The 19157-nt window shown below is 69.1% G+C and carries 16 protein-coding genes; 9 read left to right on the top strand and 7 right to left on the bottom strand.

The annotated features are described in order from the left end of the window. Window positions 1-2 precede the first annotated feature (2 nt). The gene (locus tag ACYVIO_RS09090; protein WP_460650212.1) at window positions 3-1553 is read left to right on the top strand and encodes a glycoside hydrolase family 18 protein; all 1551 of its coding nucleotides are present in this window, start codon (window positions 3-5) and stop codon (window positions 1551-1553) included. 105 nt (window positions 1554-1658) lie between these two features. Here the strand turns inward: ACYVIO_RS09090 and ACYVIO_RS09085 are convergent, their stop codons facing one another. Continuing rightward, window positions 1659-2375, bottom strand: a complete 717-nt coding sequence (locus ACYVIO_RS09085; protein WP_460650211.1) for an SGNH/GDSL hydrolase family protein — start codon at window positions 2373-2375, stop codon at window positions 1659-1661. Between the two features lie 86 nt (window positions 2376-2461). On the opposite strand from ACYVIO_RS09085, the gene ACYVIO_RS09080 reads away from it, so the two are divergent. Further along, window positions 2462-3241 carry an alpha/beta fold hydrolase gene (locus ACYVIO_RS09080; RefSeq protein WP_460650210.1) on the top strand — a complete coding sequence of 260 codons (780 nt, stop codon included), beginning with the start codon at window positions 2462-2464 and terminating at the stop codon, window positions 3239-3241. Here the strand turns inward: ACYVIO_RS09080 and ACYVIO_RS09075 are convergent. Then, on the bottom strand, window positions 3205-4107 hold the full coding sequence (locus tag ACYVIO_RS09075; RefSeq protein WP_460650209.1) for a LysR family transcriptional regulator: 903 nt from the start codon (window positions 4105-4107) through the stop codon (window positions 3205-3207). The two genes, ACYVIO_RS09080 and ACYVIO_RS09075, sit on opposite strands and share 37 nt — an antisense overlap. A 71-nt stretch (window positions 4108-4178) precedes the next feature. Between ACYVIO_RS09075 and ACYVIO_RS09070 the strand changes: the two genes are divergently transcribed. Both ACYVIO_RS09070 and ACYVIO_RS09065 read left to right on the top strand, forming a co-directional pair. Next, on the top strand, window positions 4179-5387 hold the full coding sequence (locus ACYVIO_RS09070; RefSeq protein ID WP_460650208.1) for an MFS transporter: 1209 nt from the start codon (window positions 4179-4181) through the stop codon (window positions 5385-5387). Window positions 5388-5391: 4 nt separating this feature from the next. After that, complete coding sequence (locus ACYVIO_RS09065; RefSeq protein WP_460650207.1) at window positions 5392-5841, top strand: aminoacyl-tRNA deacylase; 450 nt, start codon at window positions 5392-5394, stop codon at window positions 5839-5841. A gap of 4 nt (window positions 5842-5845) precedes the next feature. Here the strand turns inward: ACYVIO_RS09065 and ACYVIO_RS09060 are convergent, their stop codons facing one another. Both ACYVIO_RS09060 and ACYVIO_RS09055 read right to left on the bottom strand, forming a co-directional pair. Beyond that, window positions 5846-6766 carry a TrmB family transcriptional regulator gene (locus ACYVIO_RS09060; RefSeq protein WP_460650206.1) on the bottom strand — a complete coding sequence of 307 codons (921 nt, stop codon included), beginning with the start codon at window positions 6764-6766 and terminating at the stop codon, window positions 5846-5848. Further along, window positions 6766-8463 (bottom strand): chitinase, encoded by a 1698-nt coding sequence (locus ACYVIO_RS09055; protein WP_460650205.1) that lies wholly within the window; start codon window positions 8461-8463, stop codon window positions 6766-6768. The genes ACYVIO_RS09060 and ACYVIO_RS09055 overlap by 1 nt, the downstream gene beginning before the upstream one ends. Window positions 8464-8929: 466 nt before the next feature. Here ACYVIO_RS09055 and ACYVIO_RS09050 point away from each other — a divergent pair, with 466 nt between their 5' ends. Then, entirely contained in the window at window positions 8930-9736 is an 807-nt protein-coding gene (locus ACYVIO_RS09050; protein WP_460650204.1) for an HAD family hydrolase, read from the top strand. A 280-nt stretch (window positions 9737-10016) separates the two neighbouring features. Here ACYVIO_RS09050 and ACYVIO_RS09045 read toward each other — a convergent pair whose 3' ends face one another. Beyond that, on the bottom strand, window positions 10017-10799 hold the full coding sequence (locus ACYVIO_RS09045; RefSeq protein WP_460650203.1) for a Fic family protein: 783 nt from the start codon (window positions 10797-10799) through the stop codon (window positions 10017-10019). 190 nt (window positions 10800-10989) lie between these two features. Here ACYVIO_RS09045 and ACYVIO_RS09040 point away from each other — a divergent pair, with 190 nt between their 5' ends. Both ACYVIO_RS09040 and argS read left to right on the top strand, forming a co-directional pair. After that, window positions 10990-13212 (top strand): bifunctional glycosyltransferase/CDP-glycerol:glycerophosphate glycerophosphotransferase, encoded by a 2223-nt coding sequence (locus ACYVIO_RS09040; RefSeq protein WP_460650202.1) that lies wholly within the window; start codon window positions 10990-10992, stop codon window positions 13210-13212. 122 nt (window positions 13213-13334) lie between these two features. Beyond that, on the top strand, window positions 13335-15017 hold the full coding sequence (gene argS, locus ACYVIO_RS09035) for an arginine--tRNA ligase (protein ID WP_460650201.1): 1683 nt from the start codon (window positions 13335-13337) through the stop codon (window positions 15015-15017). Window positions 15018-15020: 3 nt separating this feature from the next. Here the strand turns inward: argS and ACYVIO_RS09030 are convergent, their stop codons facing one another. After that, complete coding sequence (locus ACYVIO_RS09030; RefSeq protein WP_460650200.1) at window positions 15021-15608, bottom strand: TetR/AcrR family transcriptional regulator; 588 nt, start codon at window positions 15606-15608, stop codon at window positions 15021-15023. A gap of 103 nt (window positions 15609-15711) precedes the next feature. Here ACYVIO_RS09030 and ACYVIO_RS09025 point away from each other — a divergent pair, with 103 nt between their 5' ends. Next, window positions 15712-16695, top strand: coding sequence for a GNAT family N-acetyltransferase (locus tag ACYVIO_RS09025; protein WP_460650199.1), 984 nt, complete (start codon window positions 15712-15714; stop codon window positions 16693-16695). Window positions 16696-16916: 221 nt separating this feature from the next. Here ACYVIO_RS09025 and ACYVIO_RS09020 read toward each other — a convergent pair whose 3' ends face one another. Beyond that, complete coding sequence (locus ACYVIO_RS09020) at window positions 16917-18407, bottom strand: MFS transporter (protein WP_460650198.1); 1491 nt, start codon at window positions 18405-18407, stop codon at window positions 16917-16919. A 133-nt stretch (window positions 18408-18540) separates the two neighbouring features. Here ACYVIO_RS09020 and ACYVIO_RS09015 point away from each other — a divergent pair, with 133 nt between their 5' ends. Continuing rightward, window positions 18541-19149, top strand: a complete 609-nt coding sequence (locus tag ACYVIO_RS09015) for a TetR/AcrR family transcriptional regulator (RefSeq protein WP_460650197.1) — start codon at window positions 18541-18543, stop codon at window positions 19147-19149. Window positions 19150-19157 lie beyond the last annotated feature (8 nt).

Raw genomic sequence — 19157 nt, 5'->3', positions numbered from 1 at the left:
TCATGAAACCCAAACGTCTTTCGGTGGCACTCGCCGCCGCGGCAGCACTCGTCGTGTCCTTCCTCGTCGCTCCGGCGGCCCAAGCCGCACCGGTCACCGCCGCGTTCACCAAGGTGTCCGACTGGGGCAGCGGCTTCGAGGGCAAGGTGACCGTCACCAACGGCACCGGCAGCCCGCTCAGCACCTGGTCGATCGCACTGGACTTCCCGTCCGGCTACTCGATCAGCAGCTCCTGGGACGCCGTGCGGTCCAGCAGCGGCCAGACCAACACGTTCACTCCGCCCAGCTGGGCCGGGCCGCTCGCACCAGGGGCCAGCGTCACCTTCGGCTTCAACGGCAGCCCCGGCAACTTCCCCGGTCTGGCAGCCTGCCGGCTCAACGGCGGCTCGTGCAGCGGCGGTGGTGGCGGCACAGTGCCCGGTGCACCCTCAGGACTGAGCGGTACGCCGTCAGCAACCTCGATCAACCTCTCCTGGTCCGCGGCCGGTGACGCGACGAGCTACAACGTCTACCGCAACGGCACGAAGGTCGGCAGCCCCAGCGGTACGTCGTACACGGACTCCGGTCTGACGGCGAACACGACGTACAGCTACCAGGTCAGCGCGTCCAACAGCATCGGTGAAGGCGCCAAGAGCGGCGCGATCTCCGTCAAGACCACCACCGGTGGCGGCACCGAGAACCCGGCCCGCCGGGCAGCGCCGTACCTCTACATGGGCTGGGGCAATCCGCCGAGCCCGACCACGGTCATGAACGCCACCGGCATCAAGTGGTTCACGATGGCCTTCATCCTGTCGTCCGGCGGCTGCAACCCGGCCTGGGACGGCGCCCGTCCGCTGCAGGGCAGTGCCGACGCCACCGCGATCGCCCAGATCCGCGCGGCCGGTGGCGACATCGTCCCGTCGATCGGCGGCTGGAGCGGCAACAAGCTCGGCCCGAACTGCAGTACGCCGGAAGCGCTGGCCGGCGCCTACCAGCAGGTGATCAACGCCTACAACCTGAAGGCGGTCGACGTCGACATCGAGAACAGCGACGAGTTCGAGAACGAGGTCGTCCAGGACCGGATCCTGAACGCGCTGAAGATCGTCAAGCAGAACAACCCCGGGATCCAGACGATCCTGACCTTCGGCACCTCGACCACCGGCCCGAACTACTACGGTAACCGGCTGATCGAGCGGTCGCAGGCGCTCGGCGCGAACATCGACATCTTCACGCTGATGCCGTTCGACTTCGGCAGCTCGAACATCTACAACGACACGGTCGGCGCGTCGCAGGGCCTGAACAACAAGCTCAAGGCCGTCTTCGGCTGGACCACCGCGCAGGCCTACGCCCACCAGGGCATCTCCGGCATGAACGGTCTGTCCGACCAGCAGGAGATGACCACCACGGCGACCTGGCAGAACATCACCAACTGGGCCAAGAGCAACGGCCTCGGCCGGCTCGCGTTCTGGTCGGTCAACCGGGACCGTGGTTGCGCCGGTGGCGGTGTGGTCGCGCACTGCAGCGGCATCGCGCAGCCGGACTGGGAGTTCACCCGGATCACCGCCGGGTTCTAGCAGACCGGTACGCACCGGGGCAGGAGAGAGGCACTCTTCTGCCCCGGTGCGGCGGTCACGACCGGGCTCCAATCTGGGGAGACCGTGTACCCGGCCGGGTCTGGGTCAGCCCGCTTCGATCCCCTGGACGATCAGCTCGTTGCGGGCGTTCTGGCCGAGCGGGACGGTGGTGTGCACGCCGTCGGTCTTCAGGTACGCCGTCAGCCGCGAGATCTTGCTCGCCAGGAACTCGGCCCAGTGCACGACCCGAAGGTTGCTGTGCCGGAGCTGGGCCTCGGCCAGCTGCAGGTTGATCCAGCCGCTGTTGCGCTGGTCCGCGACCCGGGTGGCAGCGTCGAGCTCGTTGCGGGACGCGTGGACGTTCACCCAGAACACCTTCCGGCTGGGTCCGACCAGGGCCATCGTCCGGTCCACCTGCGCGACGAAGACAGGTGGCGTAAAGATGTCATTCGTACCCGTCGCCATCAGGATCCGCGACGGCAACCCGTACGTCGTCTTCCACGCCTCCAGGGCGTCGACGGCGGGCGTCGTCGGACGGCCCGACCAGTTGTGTACAGCCAGCGGCACGTTGAGCCGAGTCGCGATCAGCGTCGCCAGCGACTTGCCGTCCTGGACCGAGATGCTGTCACCGAACATGAACAGCCCGTCGCGCTGAAGCGTTGTATTGATGAGTTCTGGCGTCGCGATCGCCTTGCCCTGCCCCTGCCAGTCGCCGATGTCTCCCGACCCGTACCCGCCGGCGAAGGCGGTCTCCGCGGACACGACGGTCGAGCCCGCCACCACCGCACCCGCTATGAACAACTGTCGTCGACTCGGTCTCATGCGGGCAGCCTGGCAACCCGCGGTAGCTCCAGGCAACGCTTCTGCACGTAGCTGCAGCTCTGGGGTGCCTGGCTACGCTGATTGACATGCAAACGATCCACCTGCGGTACTACGGCGACCTGGCCGCCGACAGCGCTGGTACGACGGACGAACGGCCGCCACTGGTACTGCTGCACGGGCTCGGTTTCGACCGTCGCCAGTGGGCTCCTATGCTCCAGGAGCTCGCATTGCTCGACCCGGATCGGCGGACCGTCGCCTTCGATCTGCCCGGCCATCTGGACTCCCCCAAGCAGCCGTCGTACGACCTCGGTGACGTTGCCGACGTCCTGCACGCAGCGGTGGTCGAGGCCGGGCTGCGCAAGCCGGTCCTGGTGGGTCACTCGATCGGTGGCGCGCTGGCGACGGTCTACGCCGGCAAGTACCCGACCGCCGGTGTCGTCAACGTGGACCAGCCGCTGCTGGTCGGCCCGTTCAAGGATGTGCTCGCCCAGCTCGAGCCGACGCTGCACAGCCCGGCGTACGGCGAGGTGTGGGACCGGATGCTCGCCGGGATGGACATCGAGCAGCTGCCGCCGGAGGCGCGGGATCTGATCCACGCGTCGACCCGGCCGACGCAGGAGCTGCTGCTCGGCTACTGGCGTGAGGTGATGGAGTCACCGGCCGACGTACTCGAGGCCAAGCGCGAAGCGGATCTGCACAAGATCGACGCGCCCTACGACTACGTGACCGCCACCGAGCCGCCCGCGCCGTACCGGCAGTGGCTGGAGACCAACAAGCCGGGCGTGAGGATCACAGTGCTCCCCGGCAGCGGCCACTTCCCGCATCTGGCTCACGCAGGCGAGCTGGCGAAGTTGCTGGCCGGCTGAGCCTCGACAAACGCCCGGAACCGCTCAGCGGCTGGTGAGAGCGTCCCGCGCAGTCGCCAGCTAAGGCCGATGTCCCGACGAGCCCGTACGCCGGCCAACGGCACCGGCGTCGCTCCGCTCTCCGTCCCCCGGACGGCCCCGCCAGGCAGTACGGCGACGCCGAGACCCGCGCCGACCAGCCGGTCGACGGTGGTCAGGTCGGTCGACTCGAACGCCACCGACGGCGTGAACCCGGCGGCCCGGCACAGCTCGTCGGTGAGCCGCCGGAACCCGAAGTCCGCCCGCATGCCGACGAACGGCTCGGCCGCCGCCTCGGCCAGGTTGATGCGCTGCCGCCCGGCCAGCGCGTGCCCCGGCGGAACGTAGAGACACAGTCGCTGGCGCTGCAGCAGATGCCAGCCGAACACCGTGGGATCCGGCCGAGGTCCGGTGATCGCCAGTTCGGACTCGCCCGTGGAGAGGTCGAGCACGATGTCGTGCGACGGCTGCTCGCGCAGCGCGAAGCGGATCGTCGGAGCGACCACCCGGAAGGCCTTCAGCAGATCCGGTACGACGCCGGTCCCGACCGAGTGCAGGAACGTCAGCCGGACCGTGCCCGAGTCGGGATCGACCAGCGCGTCGATCCGCTGCTGCGCGACGTCGACCGCCGCCGTACCGGCCCGGGCTGCCTCCAGCACGATCCGCCCGTACGGATTGAGCCGCAGGCCGCGGTGCTCGCGCTCGAACAACGGGACGCCGAAGGCCGCCTCGACCCGGCGCAGCGAGCGCGACAGGTTCGGCTGACTCGTGCCCAGCGCGGCGGCCGCGGCGGTCAAGTGCTCGGCCTCGGCCAGCGCCACGAACCAGCGCAGATCTTCGACATGCATGCAGAAAGCGTATCGATTACCGCCGAGCAAGACATTTTACGTATGCCCGAACGTCTGGCACCGTCGACAGCATGGAGACCCCGATGAAGGTGACGGGCCACCGCCCAGGCACCCCGGGGTATCGCAGACTTTCCACAGCCCTGTTCGCCGCGGGCCTGGCCACGTTCGCCATGCTCTACAGCACCCAAGCGCTGCTCCCCGAGCTGGCGACGGCCTTCGACGTCTCCCCCAGCCAGAGCGCGATCAGCGTGTCCTTGGCCACACTCGGCCTAGGAGTCGCCCTCCTGATCGCCGGCCCAGCCTCGGAGCTGCTCGGCCGGACGAAGCTCATGCGTTGGTCCGTGATCGCAGCCTCGGCCATCGCAGTCCTGTGCGCACTCGCGCCCAACTGGCAGACCCTGCTGGCGCTCAGAGGGCTCCAAGGCATCGCACTCGCCGGGCTGCCCGCCGTGGCGATGGCCTATCTCCGAGAAGAGGTCCACGAGGACAGCCATGCCCGAGCCAGCGGCCTGTACGTCGCCGGTACGGCGGTCGGTGGCATGACCGGTCGCCTGGTCGCCGGTGGCCTCGCCGACCTGGGCGGATGGCGTACGGCGCTGGGCGGCATCGCCGTACTCGGAGTCGCCTGCGCGGTGCTGCTGATCCTGCTGCTGCCCGAGTCCCGTAACTTCACGGCGACCCGACCGAGTCTGCGTCAGACCGGGAAGGTGCTGAAGGACCCGGCCCTTCTGGCGCTCTACGCAATCGCGGCGACGGCCATGGGCGCGTTCGTCGCCGTCTACAACGCGACCGGCTTCCGGCTGGCGGCAGCGCCGTACGAGCTCGGGCCTGGGCTCGCCAGTCTGGTCTTCGTCGTCTACCTGGTCGGCTCGGCATCGTCGGCAACCGCAGGACGGCTGGCCGACACCTACGGCCGGCGCGCAGTCGTCCCGATCGGCTGTCTGGTCACGCTGGCCGGAGTGGCGATCACGCTGACGCACCAGCTCGCACTGGTCGTGCTGGGCCTGGCGGTGATGACCGCCGGGTTCTTCGCGGTGCACGGTGTCGCCAGCGGTTGGGTGGCCGCGCGGGCGCACGCGACCGGCGGTGGGACCGGGCAAGCGGCGAGCCTCTATCTGTTCGCCTACTACCTGGGCTCGTCGGTGTTCGGTGGCCTCGCCGGAGCCGCCTGGACTCACGCGGCCTGGCCGGGAGTGGCGGCAGAAGCCATGGCCCTGTTCGTCATCACCCTGCTGCTGGCGCTGGCCCTCCGGCGGGTGCCGAGCCGGGTGAGAAGCTAGAAGCATGACGCGAGCGACAGAAGCGGCGGACACCCTCGGCCTCGCCTACGAGGAGACCCGGCACGGCCGGGTGAACTCGCTCGAGGAGGCCGCGGCCGCCCGCGGGATCGAGCCGGCCAAGCTGATCAAGACCATCGTGGTCCGGCTGGCCGACGACGACTACCGGTTCGTCCTGGTACCGGGCGACCGCGAGATCGCCTGGCCGAAGCTGCGCACCCTCCTCGGCGTGAACCGGATCTCGATGCCCAGCGCCGACACGGCCCTCGAGGTGACCGGCTACGTCCGCGGCACGATCACTCCGCTCGGCAGCACGCACGACTGGCCGGTGATCGCCGACGAACGAATCACCGGGACGATCTCGATCGGCGGCGGCGACCACGGCGTCGGCCTGACCGTCGACGCCGAGGCCCTGGTCAAGGCCGTCAACGCGACGGTCGCAGACGTCACCGAGTAGAGCGTCACGGAGTAAGCAGCCCCCTCTGCCCAGCCCGCAGCCCGGCCTGGAACCGGGTCGTCGCGTCGAGCGCCTTCAGGATCCGCTGCATCCGCCGCTCGACCGTCCGCTGCGCGACGCCGAGCCGCCGCGCGATCGCCTGATCGGTCAGCCCCGCCGCAGCCAAGGCCAGCAACTGCTGGTCCTCGGCCGACAACGGCCCGTCGGACGGCTCGAAGGCCAGCGGCGTCGCCTGCTGCCACAACAGCTCGAACAGCCGCAGCAAACCGTCCAGCAACGACGACGGCCCCAGCTCGACCAGTACGTCGGCACCCGTCTGCAGCAGGCCAGCACGCCGATCGACGACCACCAGCTTCAGCGGTACGTCGCGCAGCATGCGGCACGACGTACCGGCCGCCCGCGCCGCATCCAGCGACGCCGGGTCGACCAGCAACGCCATGTCGTAGACCATCCGGTAGACCACCCCACCAGCAGCCCGCACCGGCAGCGGCAGTACGGCGTCGAGCACCACCACCTCGGCCTGCGCGGCCTGCTGCGCCTGGTGGTACCGCTGCGCGATCGCCTCCACTCCATGGATCACCGTGAACGGCCCGGACTCCGTCGCGGCACGGAACTCCGCGGTGAGCACCGACGCGCCCAGCCGCGCCTCGACGATCGCGGCCTGGCGCCGCAACGCCAGGAGCTCGACCGCTGCCTCCGGCACGGCAGGGGTGTAGCGGGCCGGGCGGCCCGGCGTACGGGACGCCAGGCCGAGGCTCAGCAACGACCTCAGGTGCCGAGTGACGCGAGCAGCGGGCCAACCCGTCGAACCCATCAGGTCGGCGGTAGTGGATTCCGGCCGGGCCAGAAGCGCCCGGTAGAGCTGCTCGTCCTCCGAGCAGACACCGAGCGCCTCGAGCACCGGAGCGGCGCGGTAGCTGTGCATCAGGGCAGCGAGTGGACGTGCGCGCCGACCTGGTTGGAGAACTGGTTGCCGTTGGTGGCGTCCCAGTTGGTCGACCAGGTCATCGCACCGCGCAGCGTCGGCCAAGTGGTGCTCGGCTTGAAGCTGCCGCAGTTGGTGCCCTTGGTCAGGCAGTCCAGCGCGTTGTTGACGATGGTCGGCGAGACGTAGCCGCTGCCGGCCCCGCGGGTGGACGCCGGCAGGCCGAGTCCGACCTGGTCGGGCCGCAGGCCGCCCTGCAGCATGATGCAGGCCTGGGCGGTGATGAAGTCGACCGTGCCCTGGGAGTAGACCTGTCCGTTGCAGCCGTTCATCGCGCCGGAGTTGTAGTACTGCACGTTGACGACGGTCAGGATGTCCTTGATCGCCAGCGCCAGCTTGAAGTACTCGAACGACGGCGACTGCATGTCGATCGTCTGCGGTGCCATCGCGATGATCAGCCCGGCGCCGAACTGGCTCTGCAGGCTGCGCAGCGCCTGGCCCATGTACTGCGCGTTGACGCCGTTCTCCAGGTCGATGTCGATCCCGTCGAAGCCGTACTCGCGCAGCACCGACAGGGCGGTCGACGAGAAGTTCGCCGCCGCGGTCGCGTTGGCGACCGAGATGGTCCCGCGCTCACCGCCGACCGACAGGATGACCCGCTTGCCGGCCGCCTTCTTCGCGGCGATGTCGGCCTTGAACTGGGCGACGGTGTAACCGTTCAGCCCGGCGCTGTCCAGGTTGAAGGTGATGCCGCCCGGACGGGAGGCGTCCGCGTCGGCGAAGGCCACCGCGATCAGGTCGTACGCCGCGGGTACGTCGGAGATCCGCTGGACGGCGGCACCGTTGTTGAAGTTCTGCCAGTACCCGGTGAGGATGTGCTTCGGCAGCGACGACGGCGGCACGGTCGGCCCGTCCGACGTCGTCCCCGAGACCGAGGCGCCGTACGGCGAGCAGTTGCCGGACGGGTCGCAGGCCCGGACCTTGAAGCTGTAGCCGGTCTTCGGGCTGAGCCCGGTAGCCGTCCAACTGGTCACGTTGCCCACGCTCGCAGGGGCCTCGCTCCCCCGCACCACCTCGTAGTGGTCGATACCGGAAGCGTCGGTCGCGGCGGACCAGTTCAGCCGCAGCGAGCTCGACGTCGGGCTACCGACGGTCAGGCCGCCCGGCGTCGACGGCGCGGTCGTGTCCGGCGGCGGCCCGGTCCCGCCCGGTCCGTCCAGCACGACGTCGTCCGCCTGGTACGCCGGTACGCCGTACCAGCCGTGCAGGTAGATGGTCGCCGTGCTCGCACCGGCGCCGGTGGTGAACGTCGTGGTCAGCTGCGACCAGGTCGAGCTCGTGGTCCAGGTGCTGGGCCCACCGTCGGAGCCCAGGTACACGTTCGAGCCCTTCACCCAGGCGGACAGGGTGTAGGTCGAGCTGGGCCGGACCGAGATGGTCTGGCTGCAGCGGGCGGTGTCGCCGGAGGTCGGAGTGCCCTGGAGGGCGTAGGTGCCGGTCCGGGCCGAGCCACTGACGGCGGCTCCGGTCCCGGCGGAGCAGGACCAGCCTGCCAGCGAGCCGGTCTCGAAGGTCCCGTTGGTGACGAGGTTGGTCGCGGCCGAGCTGGTGCCGTGCACCAGGAGCAGACCGACGGAGGCGATTAGGACGGCGGGAATGATCGCGGCCAGGGGGCGGCGGCTTCGCGAGCGGGTCATGAGACACAAAATGTGACGGGGCAACTACAATGTCAAGACCCTGCATAAAGTGGGAACGCTCTCACGCTCACAAAAAATGAAGAATTTACAGAATCGGCAACAAAATCGACGCGGCCCGCATCTGAGAGTCGTGGAGCACCTGCGTCAGGAAAGGCGACGGCCCCCGGCGGGGGGGTGACCGGGGGCCGTCTTCGGCCACGGGCTCGGGGGGAGGAGCCGGGGGCCGTTCAGGAGGCGACAGTCTGCCACTGTCGAGGAGTATCTACCCCCCGATCCCGGTCTCCACACATCTCAGTTTTATTGCAACCAAGATCGTGTCCACCAGGCGCCGAAGCCCTTTGGCAGGGCTCTCGAACCAGTGTCACTGTCACACTGCTCAACAGTCTAACGGGAGACCAGGCCACACGAAAGGCCGGGCCCCTCGGCGTTTCGCCGAACCCGAGAAATCGCCCCCTAAACTCGCTCCATGGAGCACCGGCCGGCCGCCTTCTTCGACCTCGACAAGACGATCATCGCCCGCTCCAGCACGCTGGCGTTCTCGAAGCCGTTCTACGCCGGCGGCCTGATCAACCGCCGCACCGTCCTGCGCAGCGCCTATGCCCAGTTCGTCTACCTGCTCGGCGGCGCGGACCACGACCAGATGGAGCGGATGCGCGAGTACCTGTCCGCTATGTGCACAGGCTGGGACGTCCGGACGGTCCAGGCGATCGTCGCCGACACGCTGCACCACATCGTCGAGCCGATCGTGTACGACGAGGCGGTGACGCTGATCGAGCAGCACCACGCGGCCGGCCGGGACGTGGTGATCGTGTCGTCGTCCGGTGCCGAGGTGGTCGAGCCGATCGGCGAGCTGCTCGGCGCCGACCGGGTGATCGCCACCCGGATGGTAGTTGCCGACGGCAAGTACACGGGTGGGATCGAGGAGTACGTCTACGGCCCGCACAAGGCGACCGCGATCACCGCGCTAGCGGCCGCGGAAGGCTATGACCTGCAGGGTTCCTACGGCTACTCCGACTCGATCACCGACGAACCGATGCTGGCCGCGGTCGGCCACCCGTTCGCGGTCAACCCCGACAAGGCCCTCCGCCGCCTGGCGCTCGGCCGCGGCTGGCCGGTGCTCGACTTCAGCGAGCCGGTCGCCCTGGCGGAGCGGACGAAACGGCTCCACCGGGCGCGCCGTCCGGCTGTCGCGGCGACCGCCGTGGGGGCCGGACTGGCCGCCGGAGCTCTTCTGTACGCCGCCCGCCGGCGGTCCCGCCGCGGCGAAAACTGAAGGTGACATCAACTTTCTCAACTTGATCAAGACCCCTCAAACTCTTCCCCCACAGGGGTTTGGAGAGTACAAAGGAATCAGCAAAGGGACTTCGGTCCCGGTAGAGAAAATTGCACGGCAGTCAGGTACCCACGCGGCGACCAGCCCATCCCAACCGGGCAGCTCGACCCAGGCTCGATCCTGTGGCGGCAGACAAGGTGCACGCCTGGTAACCAGAATGACGTGCCAGCGGCGGCGCTCTCGCGAGAGGGCGCCGTTCGCACGTCCGGCCCGGAAACCCTTACTGGGTTGGATTGTTGAGCGGTGAACGTTCCGCCGCCAGCGCGATGACCTCGCACTCGCGCAGCAGCCAGCTCTGGACGCCGGTCACTCCGCGTACGGCGTAGTCGGTCAGTCCGCCCGGGTACGACGCGCCGAGCTCGAGGTGCCCGACCTCCGGCACCGTGACCGCCACCTGATCGATGCCTCGGGCAACTAACAGGCAGCGCTCGGCCGCCCGGGCGACCAGTCCGTTCGCCATCGGGAACGGCCGCAGCACCGCCAGCTCGGCGTGCACGATCGCCGCGACGACCAGCCCGGGCGCGGTGGTCGGTGTGGTCAGCGCCTTGGCCAGTCCGCTCAGCCGCTCCCACATCACGTCGGCGGGCGGCGCCGGCGGCAGGCCGGGGATGTCGTCGGGCAGCGGCTCGCGACTGGTCCGCAGGTGACCCAACTGGTCTGCCGAGCCGAGATCGGCGGCCGCCAGCTGGTGCAGTCTGGTCCAGACCTGCACCGGCGCAGTGTCGACCTGCGGAGCCAGCCCCATCAGCTCACCGGTCATCCGCACCGCACCGGCTGCCAGCGCGTCGCCCTCTCCCCGCCGTACCTCCTCCAGCGTCGACGGACTACCCGCCAGCGTCGCCGATGCGTGAGCTCCCCGGAGGAGAGCCTCCGCCGTCGCGTCGGAACCGACGCGCCGCAGACCACGGTCCCGGAGCAGCACGTCGACCGCGTCCCGAGCCGCCCGGGCAGCGGACCCGACGCCCTCCAGAGCAGCCAGGGGCGCGAAGACATCAGCAGTCATGACCTAGACCCTAGTGCCCCGTGCCGGGCGTTCCGTTAGCGATAGCGGTGTTCAGGTGCGTGCATCGCGGTGGCGCGGAAGCGGCCTCGATGTCTTTCCATCGTGGCCGTTTTCGCGCTGCCTCGAGGTGCGTGCCTGGGCGCCGCTAGCGCAACGGAAGGCCCGGTACGGGGCACTAGGATGGCCTCCCATGGCCAGCAGCACCGACTCCGCTCCGCGGTTCAGCATCGTGGTTCCCTGCCACAACGTGCGACCGTGGCTGCGGCCGTGCCTGGACTCGGTGCTCGGGCAGTCGTTCACCGATTTCGAGGTGATCGCGGTGGACGGTGCCAGCTCCGACGGCACCGACCGGATCCTGGCCGAGTACACCGCAGCGGACCCGCGGGTGCGGGCGATCGCGCTGACCGAGGACATCGGGCTCGGACCGACCCGCAACGCCGGGCTGAAGGAGTGCCGCGGCGACTACGTGCTCTTCCTGGACGCCGACGACCTCTACACGCCCGGCTCGCTGCAGGCACTGGCCGAGCGGATCGACGCGACCAGCCGCCCGGACCTGGTGATCTTCGACTACGAGCGGATCTTCTGGGACGGCCGCGTGGTCCGCAACCAGCGCCACGACGCGTTCGCGCGCGAGGGCGAGGGCGTCTTCACCGCCGCCGAGCGCCCGGTCTTCCTCACCTTCCTCGAGCTGGTCTGGAACAAGGCCTGCCGGCGCGACTTCCTCACCCTGCACGGCTTCGCCTTCACCGCCGGGTACTACGAGGACGCGCCCTGGACGTACTCGACGATGCTGACCGCCCAGCGGATCGCCACCCTCGACCGCGTCGTCGTGCACTACCGGCAGCACCGCACCGGCGGGAACATCCACGCCACCCGGACCCGTCGGCAGTTCGACATCTTCGACCAGTACGACCGGGTGCACGCGTTCATCACCTCCGACCCGGAGCTGGCCGGCTGGCGCAAGTTCGCGTTCGACCGGTCGCTGGACCACATCCTGGCCGTGCTGGCCAAGCCCGAGCGGCTGGACCCGGAGGACCGGGCCGAGTTCTTCCACTCCGCCCACCGGTTCGCCAAGCGCTGGAAGCCCGAGGGGTACGGCGCCGACCGGACCAGCCGCGGGTTCAAACGCTGGATGCTGATCCACGACGACTACGCGACGTACTCGACGCTGAAGCTGAGCTCGAAGGTGCTGCACGTGCCGAGTCCGCGCAAAGCGGTCGGCAAGCTGCTGCACCGCGGCGACCCGGACCCGAACCTCGCGCTGTACGGCGCCTACTGGTTCAAGCAGTACGCCTGCAGCCCGCGGGCGATCTACGAGAAGGCCGCCGAGCTGGTCCCCCAGTTGCGGGGTGTCTGGGTGATCGACGCCGAGCACGTCCAGGCGATCCCGGAGGGTGTCGAGTACGTCGTGGCCGGCTCCCCGGCGTACGAGAAGCTGGTGCATCGGGCGAAGTACTTCGTCAGCAACATGAACCTGCCGAAGGAGCTGGACAAGCGGGACGGGCAGGTCCACGTGCAGACCCAGCACGGCACGCCGCTGAAGACGATGGGCACCGACCTGCGGCTGTACCCGCGGGCGGCCCAGGACCTCGACCTGGACGAGCTGATGCGCCAGGTCGACCGGTGGGACTTCAACATCTCCGCGAACCGGTACTCCTCGGAGATCTGGGAGCGCACCTACCCGTCGCACTTCGAGGAGCTGGAGACCGGGTTCCCGCGCAACGACCGGCTGCTCACCACGACGCTCGACGAGGTCCGGGCGATCCGGGCCGGGTTCGGCTTCGACGACTCCAATCTGGTCGTCCTGTACGCGCCGACCTGGCGGGACGCGAAGGACGCGGTCCGTACGCCGGCCGGCCTGATCGACCTCGGTGGCGACGGCATCCACATCGACCTGGATCGGCTGGCGACGGCTGCCGGGGAGAACGGGCGGGTGCTGGTCCGGACCCACTACTCGCTGGCCAAGGGTGCGCCCGAGGTGCACTCCGACCGGGTGGTCGACGTGTCCGAACACCCGCGGGTCGAGGACCTGATGCTGGCGGCCGACGTACTGATCTCGGACTACTCGTCGATCAGCTTCGACTACGCGAACCTGGACCGCCCGATCGTGCTGCTGGTCGACGACCTGGACTCCTACGACAACACCCGCGGGACCTACTTCGACATCACCGCGTTCCCGCCCGGGCTGGTGGCGCGGTCGGCCGACGAGCTGTTCTCGGCGCTGCAGACCGGCCGGTTCGCGGCGGCCGAGGCGGCCAAGCACCGGCAGCTGTTCCGGGAGAAGTTCTGCGAGTACGACGACGGGCTCGCGGCCGAGCGCGTCGTACGGCGGGTGTTCCTCGGTGAGACCGAACTGCCGCCGATCATCCCGATGGCCGATCGGAAACCTGCTCCCTCCGCGCACCGGCCGTAGTGCATACTGGCCGCATGTCGACGAGCCTGGTGACCGCGCGCGGTCGCTTCGGCCTGCGACGACGACGCACTGTCTGAACACCTCAGCCCTGTTCCAGTGCCTCGTCTCTCCAAGGACCTCTCATGTCCGTTCTTCCTGTTCTGTCCGCGCGGCTGACCGCTGCCGCCTCCGCCGCCTTCGGCCTGACGGTCGATCCCGAACTGCGGGCCGCGACCAAGCCTGAGTTCGGGCATTTCCAGACCAGCCTTGCGCTGCGGCTGGCCAAGCAGCTCGGCCAAGCACCGAGACAGATCGCCGAGCAACTGGTCGCACAGGCCGAGGTGGACGACCTGTGCACACTTGAAGTCGCGGGTGCGGGCTTCATCAATCTGACTCTGTTGCCGAGCACGTTGGCGGCGGGGGTGAACGACCTCGCCAAGGGCCTGCCGGGCAACGGGCAGACCGTGGTCGTCGACTACTCGCAGCCCAACGTCGCCAAGCAGATGCACGTCGGGCATCTCCGGTCGACGGTGATCGGCGATGCCCTGTGCAACGTTCTGCAGTACGCCGGGTACGACGTCGTACGGCAGAACCACGTCGGGGACTGGGGCACCCAGTTCGGGATGATGGTCGAGCAGCTCCTCGACGAAGGCACGCCGGCCGACGAGCTCGACCTGGAGGACATGCAGCAGCTCTACCAGCGGTCGCGGAGACACTTCGACAGCGACCCGGCGTTCGCCGACCTCTCCCGGCGGCGGGTCGTCCTACTGCAGTCCGGCGACCCCGGGACCAGGGGCATCTGGCAACAACTGGTGGACATCTCGCTGGCCGAGTTCGACCGGGTCTACGCGTCGCTCGGGTCGCCGTTGACGCAGGCCGACGTGGTCGGCGAGAGCGCGTACAACGCCGACCTCCCCGCGATCGTCGACGACCTCCAGGCGGCCGGGCTGCTGACCGAGTCCGACGGCGCGCAGTGCGCGTTCCTCGACGGGTTCACCGGTCGCGACGGGTCGCCGTTGCCGGTGATCGTGCGGAAGTCCGACGGCGGCTTCGGGTACAGCGCGACCGATCTGGCCGCCGTACGGCACCGGGTCCGGGACCTGCACGCGGACCGGATCGTGTACGTCGTCGACCACCGGCAGTCGCTGCACTTCCAGCAGATCTTCGCGCTCGCCCGGGCGGCCAACTGGTTGCCTGAGACAACGAAGGCCGAGCACGTCGCGTTCGGCACGGTGCTCGGTCCGGACGGCAAGCCGTTCAAGACCCGGGACGGCGGCACGGTCTACCTGGTCTCCCTGCTCGACGCGGCGGTCGCCCGGGCCGCCACGCTGCTCGCGGATCGGGAAGGCATCGACCGGGACGCCGTCGCGCGGGCGGTCGGCATCGGCGCGGTGAAGTACGCCGACCTGTCCAGCGACCGGACCAACGACTACGTCTTCGACCTGGACCGGATGGTCGCGATGACCGGCAACACCGGCCCGTACCTGCAGTACGCCCACGCCCGGCTGAGCCGGCTCCTCACCAAGGCCGGCACCACCGACAGCAAGGTCACCGTGCTCGAGGACTCCGCCGAGCAGCGGCTGGCCCTCCTACTGGCCGGCTTCGACGACGCCGTCCTGCAGGTCGCCGAGACTCTGCAGCCGCACCGGCTCTGCACCTACCTGTACGACGTCGCGACCGCGCTGTCCGCGTTCTACGAGTCCTGTCCGGTCCTCACCAGCGAGGGCGAGACCCGGACCAGTCGGTTGGCGTTGTGCGCCGCGACTCGCGCCGTACTGCATGACGGCCTGGCACTGCTGGGCATGGCCGCCCCGGACGCGATGTGACGGTCAGAGCTTGCGGAGGGTCTGCAGCGCCTCGACGGCGTGGGCGACCAGCTCCTGCTCGGTGAGCTCGCGCTCCCCCTCGGGCAGGCCGGACCACTCGATCGCCAGGTCCTCGACGTACGCGAACCAGGCGTGCACCCGCATCCGCTCCTGAGCGCCGGTAACGCGGTCCGCCTCGGGAACGTCGAGCAGGTTCAGGACCCGGTCGGCCATCGTGCCGCGGGTCTGCGCGTAGACCTCGACCGCGTAGTCGTCACCACCGGCGGCACCGCGGACGAACGAGATGTAGGCGCGGCGCCGGCGGCTGATGAAGGCGACGAACGCGAGCAGCATCTCGCGCAGCTGCTCGTCGCGCGGTCGGCTCCCGTCCGGCTTGGTCAGCCGCAACAACCGACGGCCGGCGGCGGAGATCACCGCGAGGTAGTAGTCGTGCTTGCTCGGGAAGTACTGGAACAGCACGCTGCGGGAGATCCCCGCCTCACTCACGATCGCGTCGATCGACAGTTCGTGGATCGGCTGCTCGCGCAGCATCATCAGGCCGATCCGGACCAGTTGCTTCTTGCGGTCCTCTGCCGACAATGCGTGATCCATTCGTCGAGCATTGCTCAGGAGCTATGGGGTGGTCAAGGAAGCCACCACGGGGTTGACCGGTAATTAAGGTGCCGCGGCATCGTTCGCGCCTTACCGTCGGCAGATGGGTATCGACGAGGGGTGGCCGGCCGGGCTGGACGTCCGGCCGATCGAGAAGAACGACGCGGCCGCGTGGGCCGAGTTGCTGGCGGCCAAGGAGAAGGTGGACGCCGAGGGGGAGAACTACGACGCCGACGACCTGATCGAGGAGCTGGCCGATCCGAAGCTCGACGCGGCGCGCGACACGGTTGGTGTCTGGTCCGACGAGCAGATGGTCGGGTACGGCGTCGTCCGCGGGCCGGACGAGGTGGTGGATGTGCACCGGGTCCACACCGAGGGCACGGTCCATCCGGAGTGGCGTGGACGCGGGGTCGGCAGTGCGTTGGTGCCGTGGCTGATCCGTCGCGCCACCGAGCTGCATCACGAGCGGCAGCCGGACGCCGAGGGTGAGATCAACACCGGCGCGATCGACACGAACACGAGCGCCCTGGAGCTGCTGGCAGGCCTCGGCTTCGAGCCCTGCCGGTACTTCTTCACGATGGAGCGGAGCTTCGGTACGCCGGTCGAGGTGCCGCCGGTGCCGGAGGGGCTGCGCCTGGTCACCTTCACTCCGGCGTACGACGAACTGCTGCGGGTCGCCCACAACGAGGTGTTCCTGGACCACTGGGGTTCGTCGCCGAAGAGCCCGGAGAGCTGGAAGACCTGGTTCACCGGCGCCCGGGCGTTCCGGCCCGAGCTCGCGTACCTGGTTCTCGACGGCGACGAGGTGGTCGCCTACACGATCGGCTACGAGTACGTCGCCGACACCGAGGTGACGGGGATCCGCGAGGTGTACATCGGTCAGGTCGGCACCAAGCGGTCCCATCGTGGTCGCGGCCTGGCCGCGCTCGTGCTGGCCAAGGTGATGGCCGAAGCGGCGGCCGCAGGGTTCCAGCGCGCGTCGCTCGGCGTCGACGCGGACAACCCCACCGGTGCTCTCGGTCTGTACGAACGGCTCGGCTACACGAACAAGAACACCTGGGTCACCCACCGCCTACCGATCAACTGAAGCCAACGTCACCCGCAGTACAACAACCAAAGAACAGAGCGGTGGCGAGCGAGGCGCCCATGCGGCCGACAAGGTCGGCGATGGCTGAGGCCGCACCGGCCGGAAGTGGTGGAGAGGTGTGCGCCCCTCCCCATCCCCGTTCCTCCACACCTCCTGTTTCAGGGGGTGTGAAGGAACAGGTATGCGTCGGGTCCGGGACGCCGGCTGGGGTGGGTGGTGGATCAGAAGTGCGAGTCGACAGCCACCGGCTCGACTGCGGACGGCTCGGTTGCGGTCTCCGGGCGGACTGCCTTCTTGCGGACCCACGGGCGGACGCCGAGCACGATCACCAGCAGCGTCAGCCCGGCGTACACGGCTGAGCCGATGAACGCGGCGTGCACGCCGTCGGTGAGGATCTCGCGGGCCGCGTCGGCCGGGTTCGTCGACGACGGGGTCGCGTTGCGGCTCGCCGTACCGAAGACGGTGACCAGGATGCCCAGGCCGAGTGCGCCACCGACCTGCTGCAGGACGTTGAGCAGACCCGAAGCCGCTCCAGCGTCCTCAGCCGGTACGCCGGACAGCGCGCGCCCGGTCAGCGGGATGAAGATCAGACCGGCGCCCGCGCCGAACAGGATCAGCGGCCCGACCACACCACCGAGGTAGCTGCTGTCCACGGTGATCCGGGTCAGCCAGAGCATGCCGGCCGTGACCGACACCGAACCGGCGATCATCATCAGCCCGTTGTCGACCCGGCCGGTCAGCCGCGGCACGATCCGTGACGACGCGAACAGCAGACCGGTCATCGGCAGGAACGCCAGACCGGCGGCCAGCGGGCTGAACTTCAGCACCCCCTGCAGGTACTGCGTGAGGAAGAAGAACATCCCGAACATCGTGCCGACCACCAGCAGCATGGTCAGGTACGACGCCACCCGGTCGGCGTTCTTGAACATCCGCAGCGGCACGATCGGGTGGCTGACCCGGCGCTCGACCAGGACGAAGACGACCAGCAGCACGACCCCGACCGCGAACGACGCGAGCACCTCGGGCGAGCTCCAGCCCGCCTCGGCCACGCGGATGAACCCGTAGACCAGCGCGGTGATGCCGACCGTCGACGTGAGCGCACCGGCCACGTCGAAGCGGCCCTGCTCCCGCGGCGTCTCGGTGAGCACCCGGCGCGCGGCGATCACGAGCGCGATGCCGATCGGGATGTTGATGAACAGGCCCCAGCGCCAGGAGACCCAGTCGGTCAGCATGCCGCCGAGCACCAGGCCGATGCTGGCGCCGCCGGACGAGACCAGGCTGTAGAGACCGAGCGCCTTCATCCGCTCCGGTCCCTCCTTGAAGGTCAGCATCAACAGAGTGAGCGCGGCGGGAGCGGCGATCGCGCCACCGATGCCCTGCAGGACGCGAGCGGCGAGCAGCAGCTCAGCCGTCGGAGCCAGACCGCCGAGCGCGGACGCGAGCGTGAAGATGCTGACGCCGGTGATGAAGACCCGGCGGCGGCCGAGCAGGTCGCCGGCCCGGGCGCCGAGCAGCAGCAGACCGCCGAAGGCCAGCGCGTACGCGTTCTGCACCCAGGACAGGTTGGCCGGGCTGAAGTCGAGGGCGGTCTGGATCTTGGGCATCGCGATGTTCACCACGGTGCCGTCGAGGATCACCATCAGCTGGGTGATCACGATCACCGCGAGAACGACGCCTGGTCGTCGCGCGGGAGCAGCGGAGGTAGCCGACATAAGAGAGAACTTGCTCCTTCCCCCGGAGGGGCTAGAGTTGAGATCAGAGGAAGTGGAGTGCACCTCCGGATACGATACGGAGGCCACCTCCGCTTTTTCAAGTGAATTCTTCAGATCGGTGCGAGGAGGTCCGATGAACACGCCCGCCCAAGCGGCTCCGACGACCCACGAGCGGCCGCCGCTGCCCGATCTGCGGCCGACCCGGGCCGACGCCCGGCGTAACTACGACCTCCTGGTCGCCGCCGCGCGCGAGGCGTTCGCCGAGACCGGGACGGACACCTCGCTGGAGGAGATCGCCCGCCGGGCCGGGGTCGGGATCGGGACGCTGTACCGCCGCTTCCCGAACCGCTGTGCCCTGCTCGAGGCGGTCTACGTGGACGAGATCCAGTCCGTCTGCGACCGGGCGTACGGGTTCCACGAGCAGCTCGCGCCGTTCGAGGCGCTGGCCTCCTGGATGCGCAGCTTCGTCGGGTACAACGTGTCGAAGAAGAGCCTGGCCCACGAGCTGACCAGCGCCCTGGGCAAGGACTCGGAGTTCTTCAAAGCCTGCAAGATGAACGTCAAGGACGCCGGCGGCCTGCTGATCGACACCGCCAAGGCGGCCGGCGCGGTCCGCGCCGACCTGGAGCTGATGGACGTGATGCGCCTGATCGGCAGCATCTCGTCCCTGCCCGGCATCGAGCCGGAGCAGGCCGAGCGGATGCTCGACATCGTGCTCGCGGGCATCAAGCCCCAGGCCTGAGAAGGCCC

Source organism: Kribbella endophytica, from assembly GCF_054781295.1.
The sequence above is the reverse complement of the archived record's forward strand: the minus strand, read 5'-3'. Positions and strand labels throughout refer to the sequence as shown.

What these genes read in the sequence shown, in the direction of transcription:
- ACYVIO_RS09085 (WP_460650211.1), bottom strand. Translation starts at nt 2,375, where the DNA reads ATGAGACCGAGTCGACGACAGTTGTTCATAGCGGGTGCGGTGGTGGCG.
- ACYVIO_RS09025 (WP_460650199.1), top strand. Translation starts at nt 15,712, where the DNA reads ATGGGTATCGACGAGGGGTGGCCGGCCGGGCTGGACGTCCGGCCGATC.
- ACYVIO_RS09050 (WP_460650204.1), top strand. Translation starts at nt 8,930, where the DNA reads ATGGAGCACCGGCCGGCCGCCTTCTTCGACCTCGACAAGACGATCATC.
- ACYVIO_RS09045 (WP_460650203.1), bottom strand. Translation starts at nt 10,799, where the DNA reads ATGACTGCTGATGTCTTCGCGCCCCTGGCTGCTCTGGAGGGCGTCGGG.
- ACYVIO_RS09015 (WP_460650197.1), top strand. Translation starts at nt 18,541, where the DNA reads ATGAACACGCCCGCCCAAGCGGCTCCGACGACCCACGAGCGGCCGCCG.
- ACYVIO_RS09065 (WP_460650207.1), top strand. Translation starts at nt 5,392, where the DNA reads ATGACGCGAGCGACAGAAGCGGCGGACACCCTCGGCCTCGCCTACGAG.
- ACYVIO_RS09070 (WP_460650208.1), top strand. Translation starts at nt 4,179, where the DNA reads ATGGAGACCCCGATGAAGGTGACGGGCCACCGCCCAGGCACCCCGGGG.
- ACYVIO_RS09080 (WP_460650210.1), top strand. Translation starts at nt 2,462, where the DNA reads ATGCAAACGATCCACCTGCGGTACTACGGCGACCTGGCCGCCGACAGC.
- ACYVIO_RS09090 (WP_460650212.1), top strand. Translation starts at nt 3, where the DNA reads ATGAAACCCAAACGTCTTTCGGTGGCACTCGCCGCCGCGGCAGCACTC.
- ACYVIO_RS09055 (WP_460650205.1), bottom strand. Translation starts at nt 8,463, where the DNA reads ATGACCCGCTCGCGAAGCCGCCGCCCCCTGGCCGCGATCATTCCCGCC.
- ACYVIO_RS09040 (WP_460650202.1), top strand. Translation starts at nt 10,990, where the DNA reads ATGGCCAGCAGCACCGACTCCGCTCCGCGGTTCAGCATCGTGGTTCCC.
- argS (WP_460650201.1), top strand. Translation starts at nt 13,335, where the DNA reads ATGTCCGTTCTTCCTGTTCTGTCCGCGCGGCTGACCGCTGCCGCCTCC.
- ACYVIO_RS09075 (WP_460650209.1), bottom strand. Translation starts at nt 4,107, where the DNA reads ATGCATGTCGAAGATCTGCGCTGGTTCGTGGCGCTGGCCGAGGCCGAG.
- ACYVIO_RS09060 (WP_460650206.1), bottom strand. Translation starts at nt 6,766, where the DNA reads ATGCACAGCTACCGCGCCGCTCCGGTGCTCGAGGCGCTCGGTGTCTGC.
- ACYVIO_RS09020 (WP_460650198.1), bottom strand. Translation starts at nt 18,407, where the DNA reads ATGTCGGCTACCTCCGCTGCTCCCGCGCGACGACCAGGCGTCGTTCTC.
- ACYVIO_RS09030 (WP_460650200.1), bottom strand. Translation starts at nt 15,608, where the DNA reads ATGGATCACGCATTGTCGGCAGAGGACCGCAAGAAGCAACTGGTCCGG.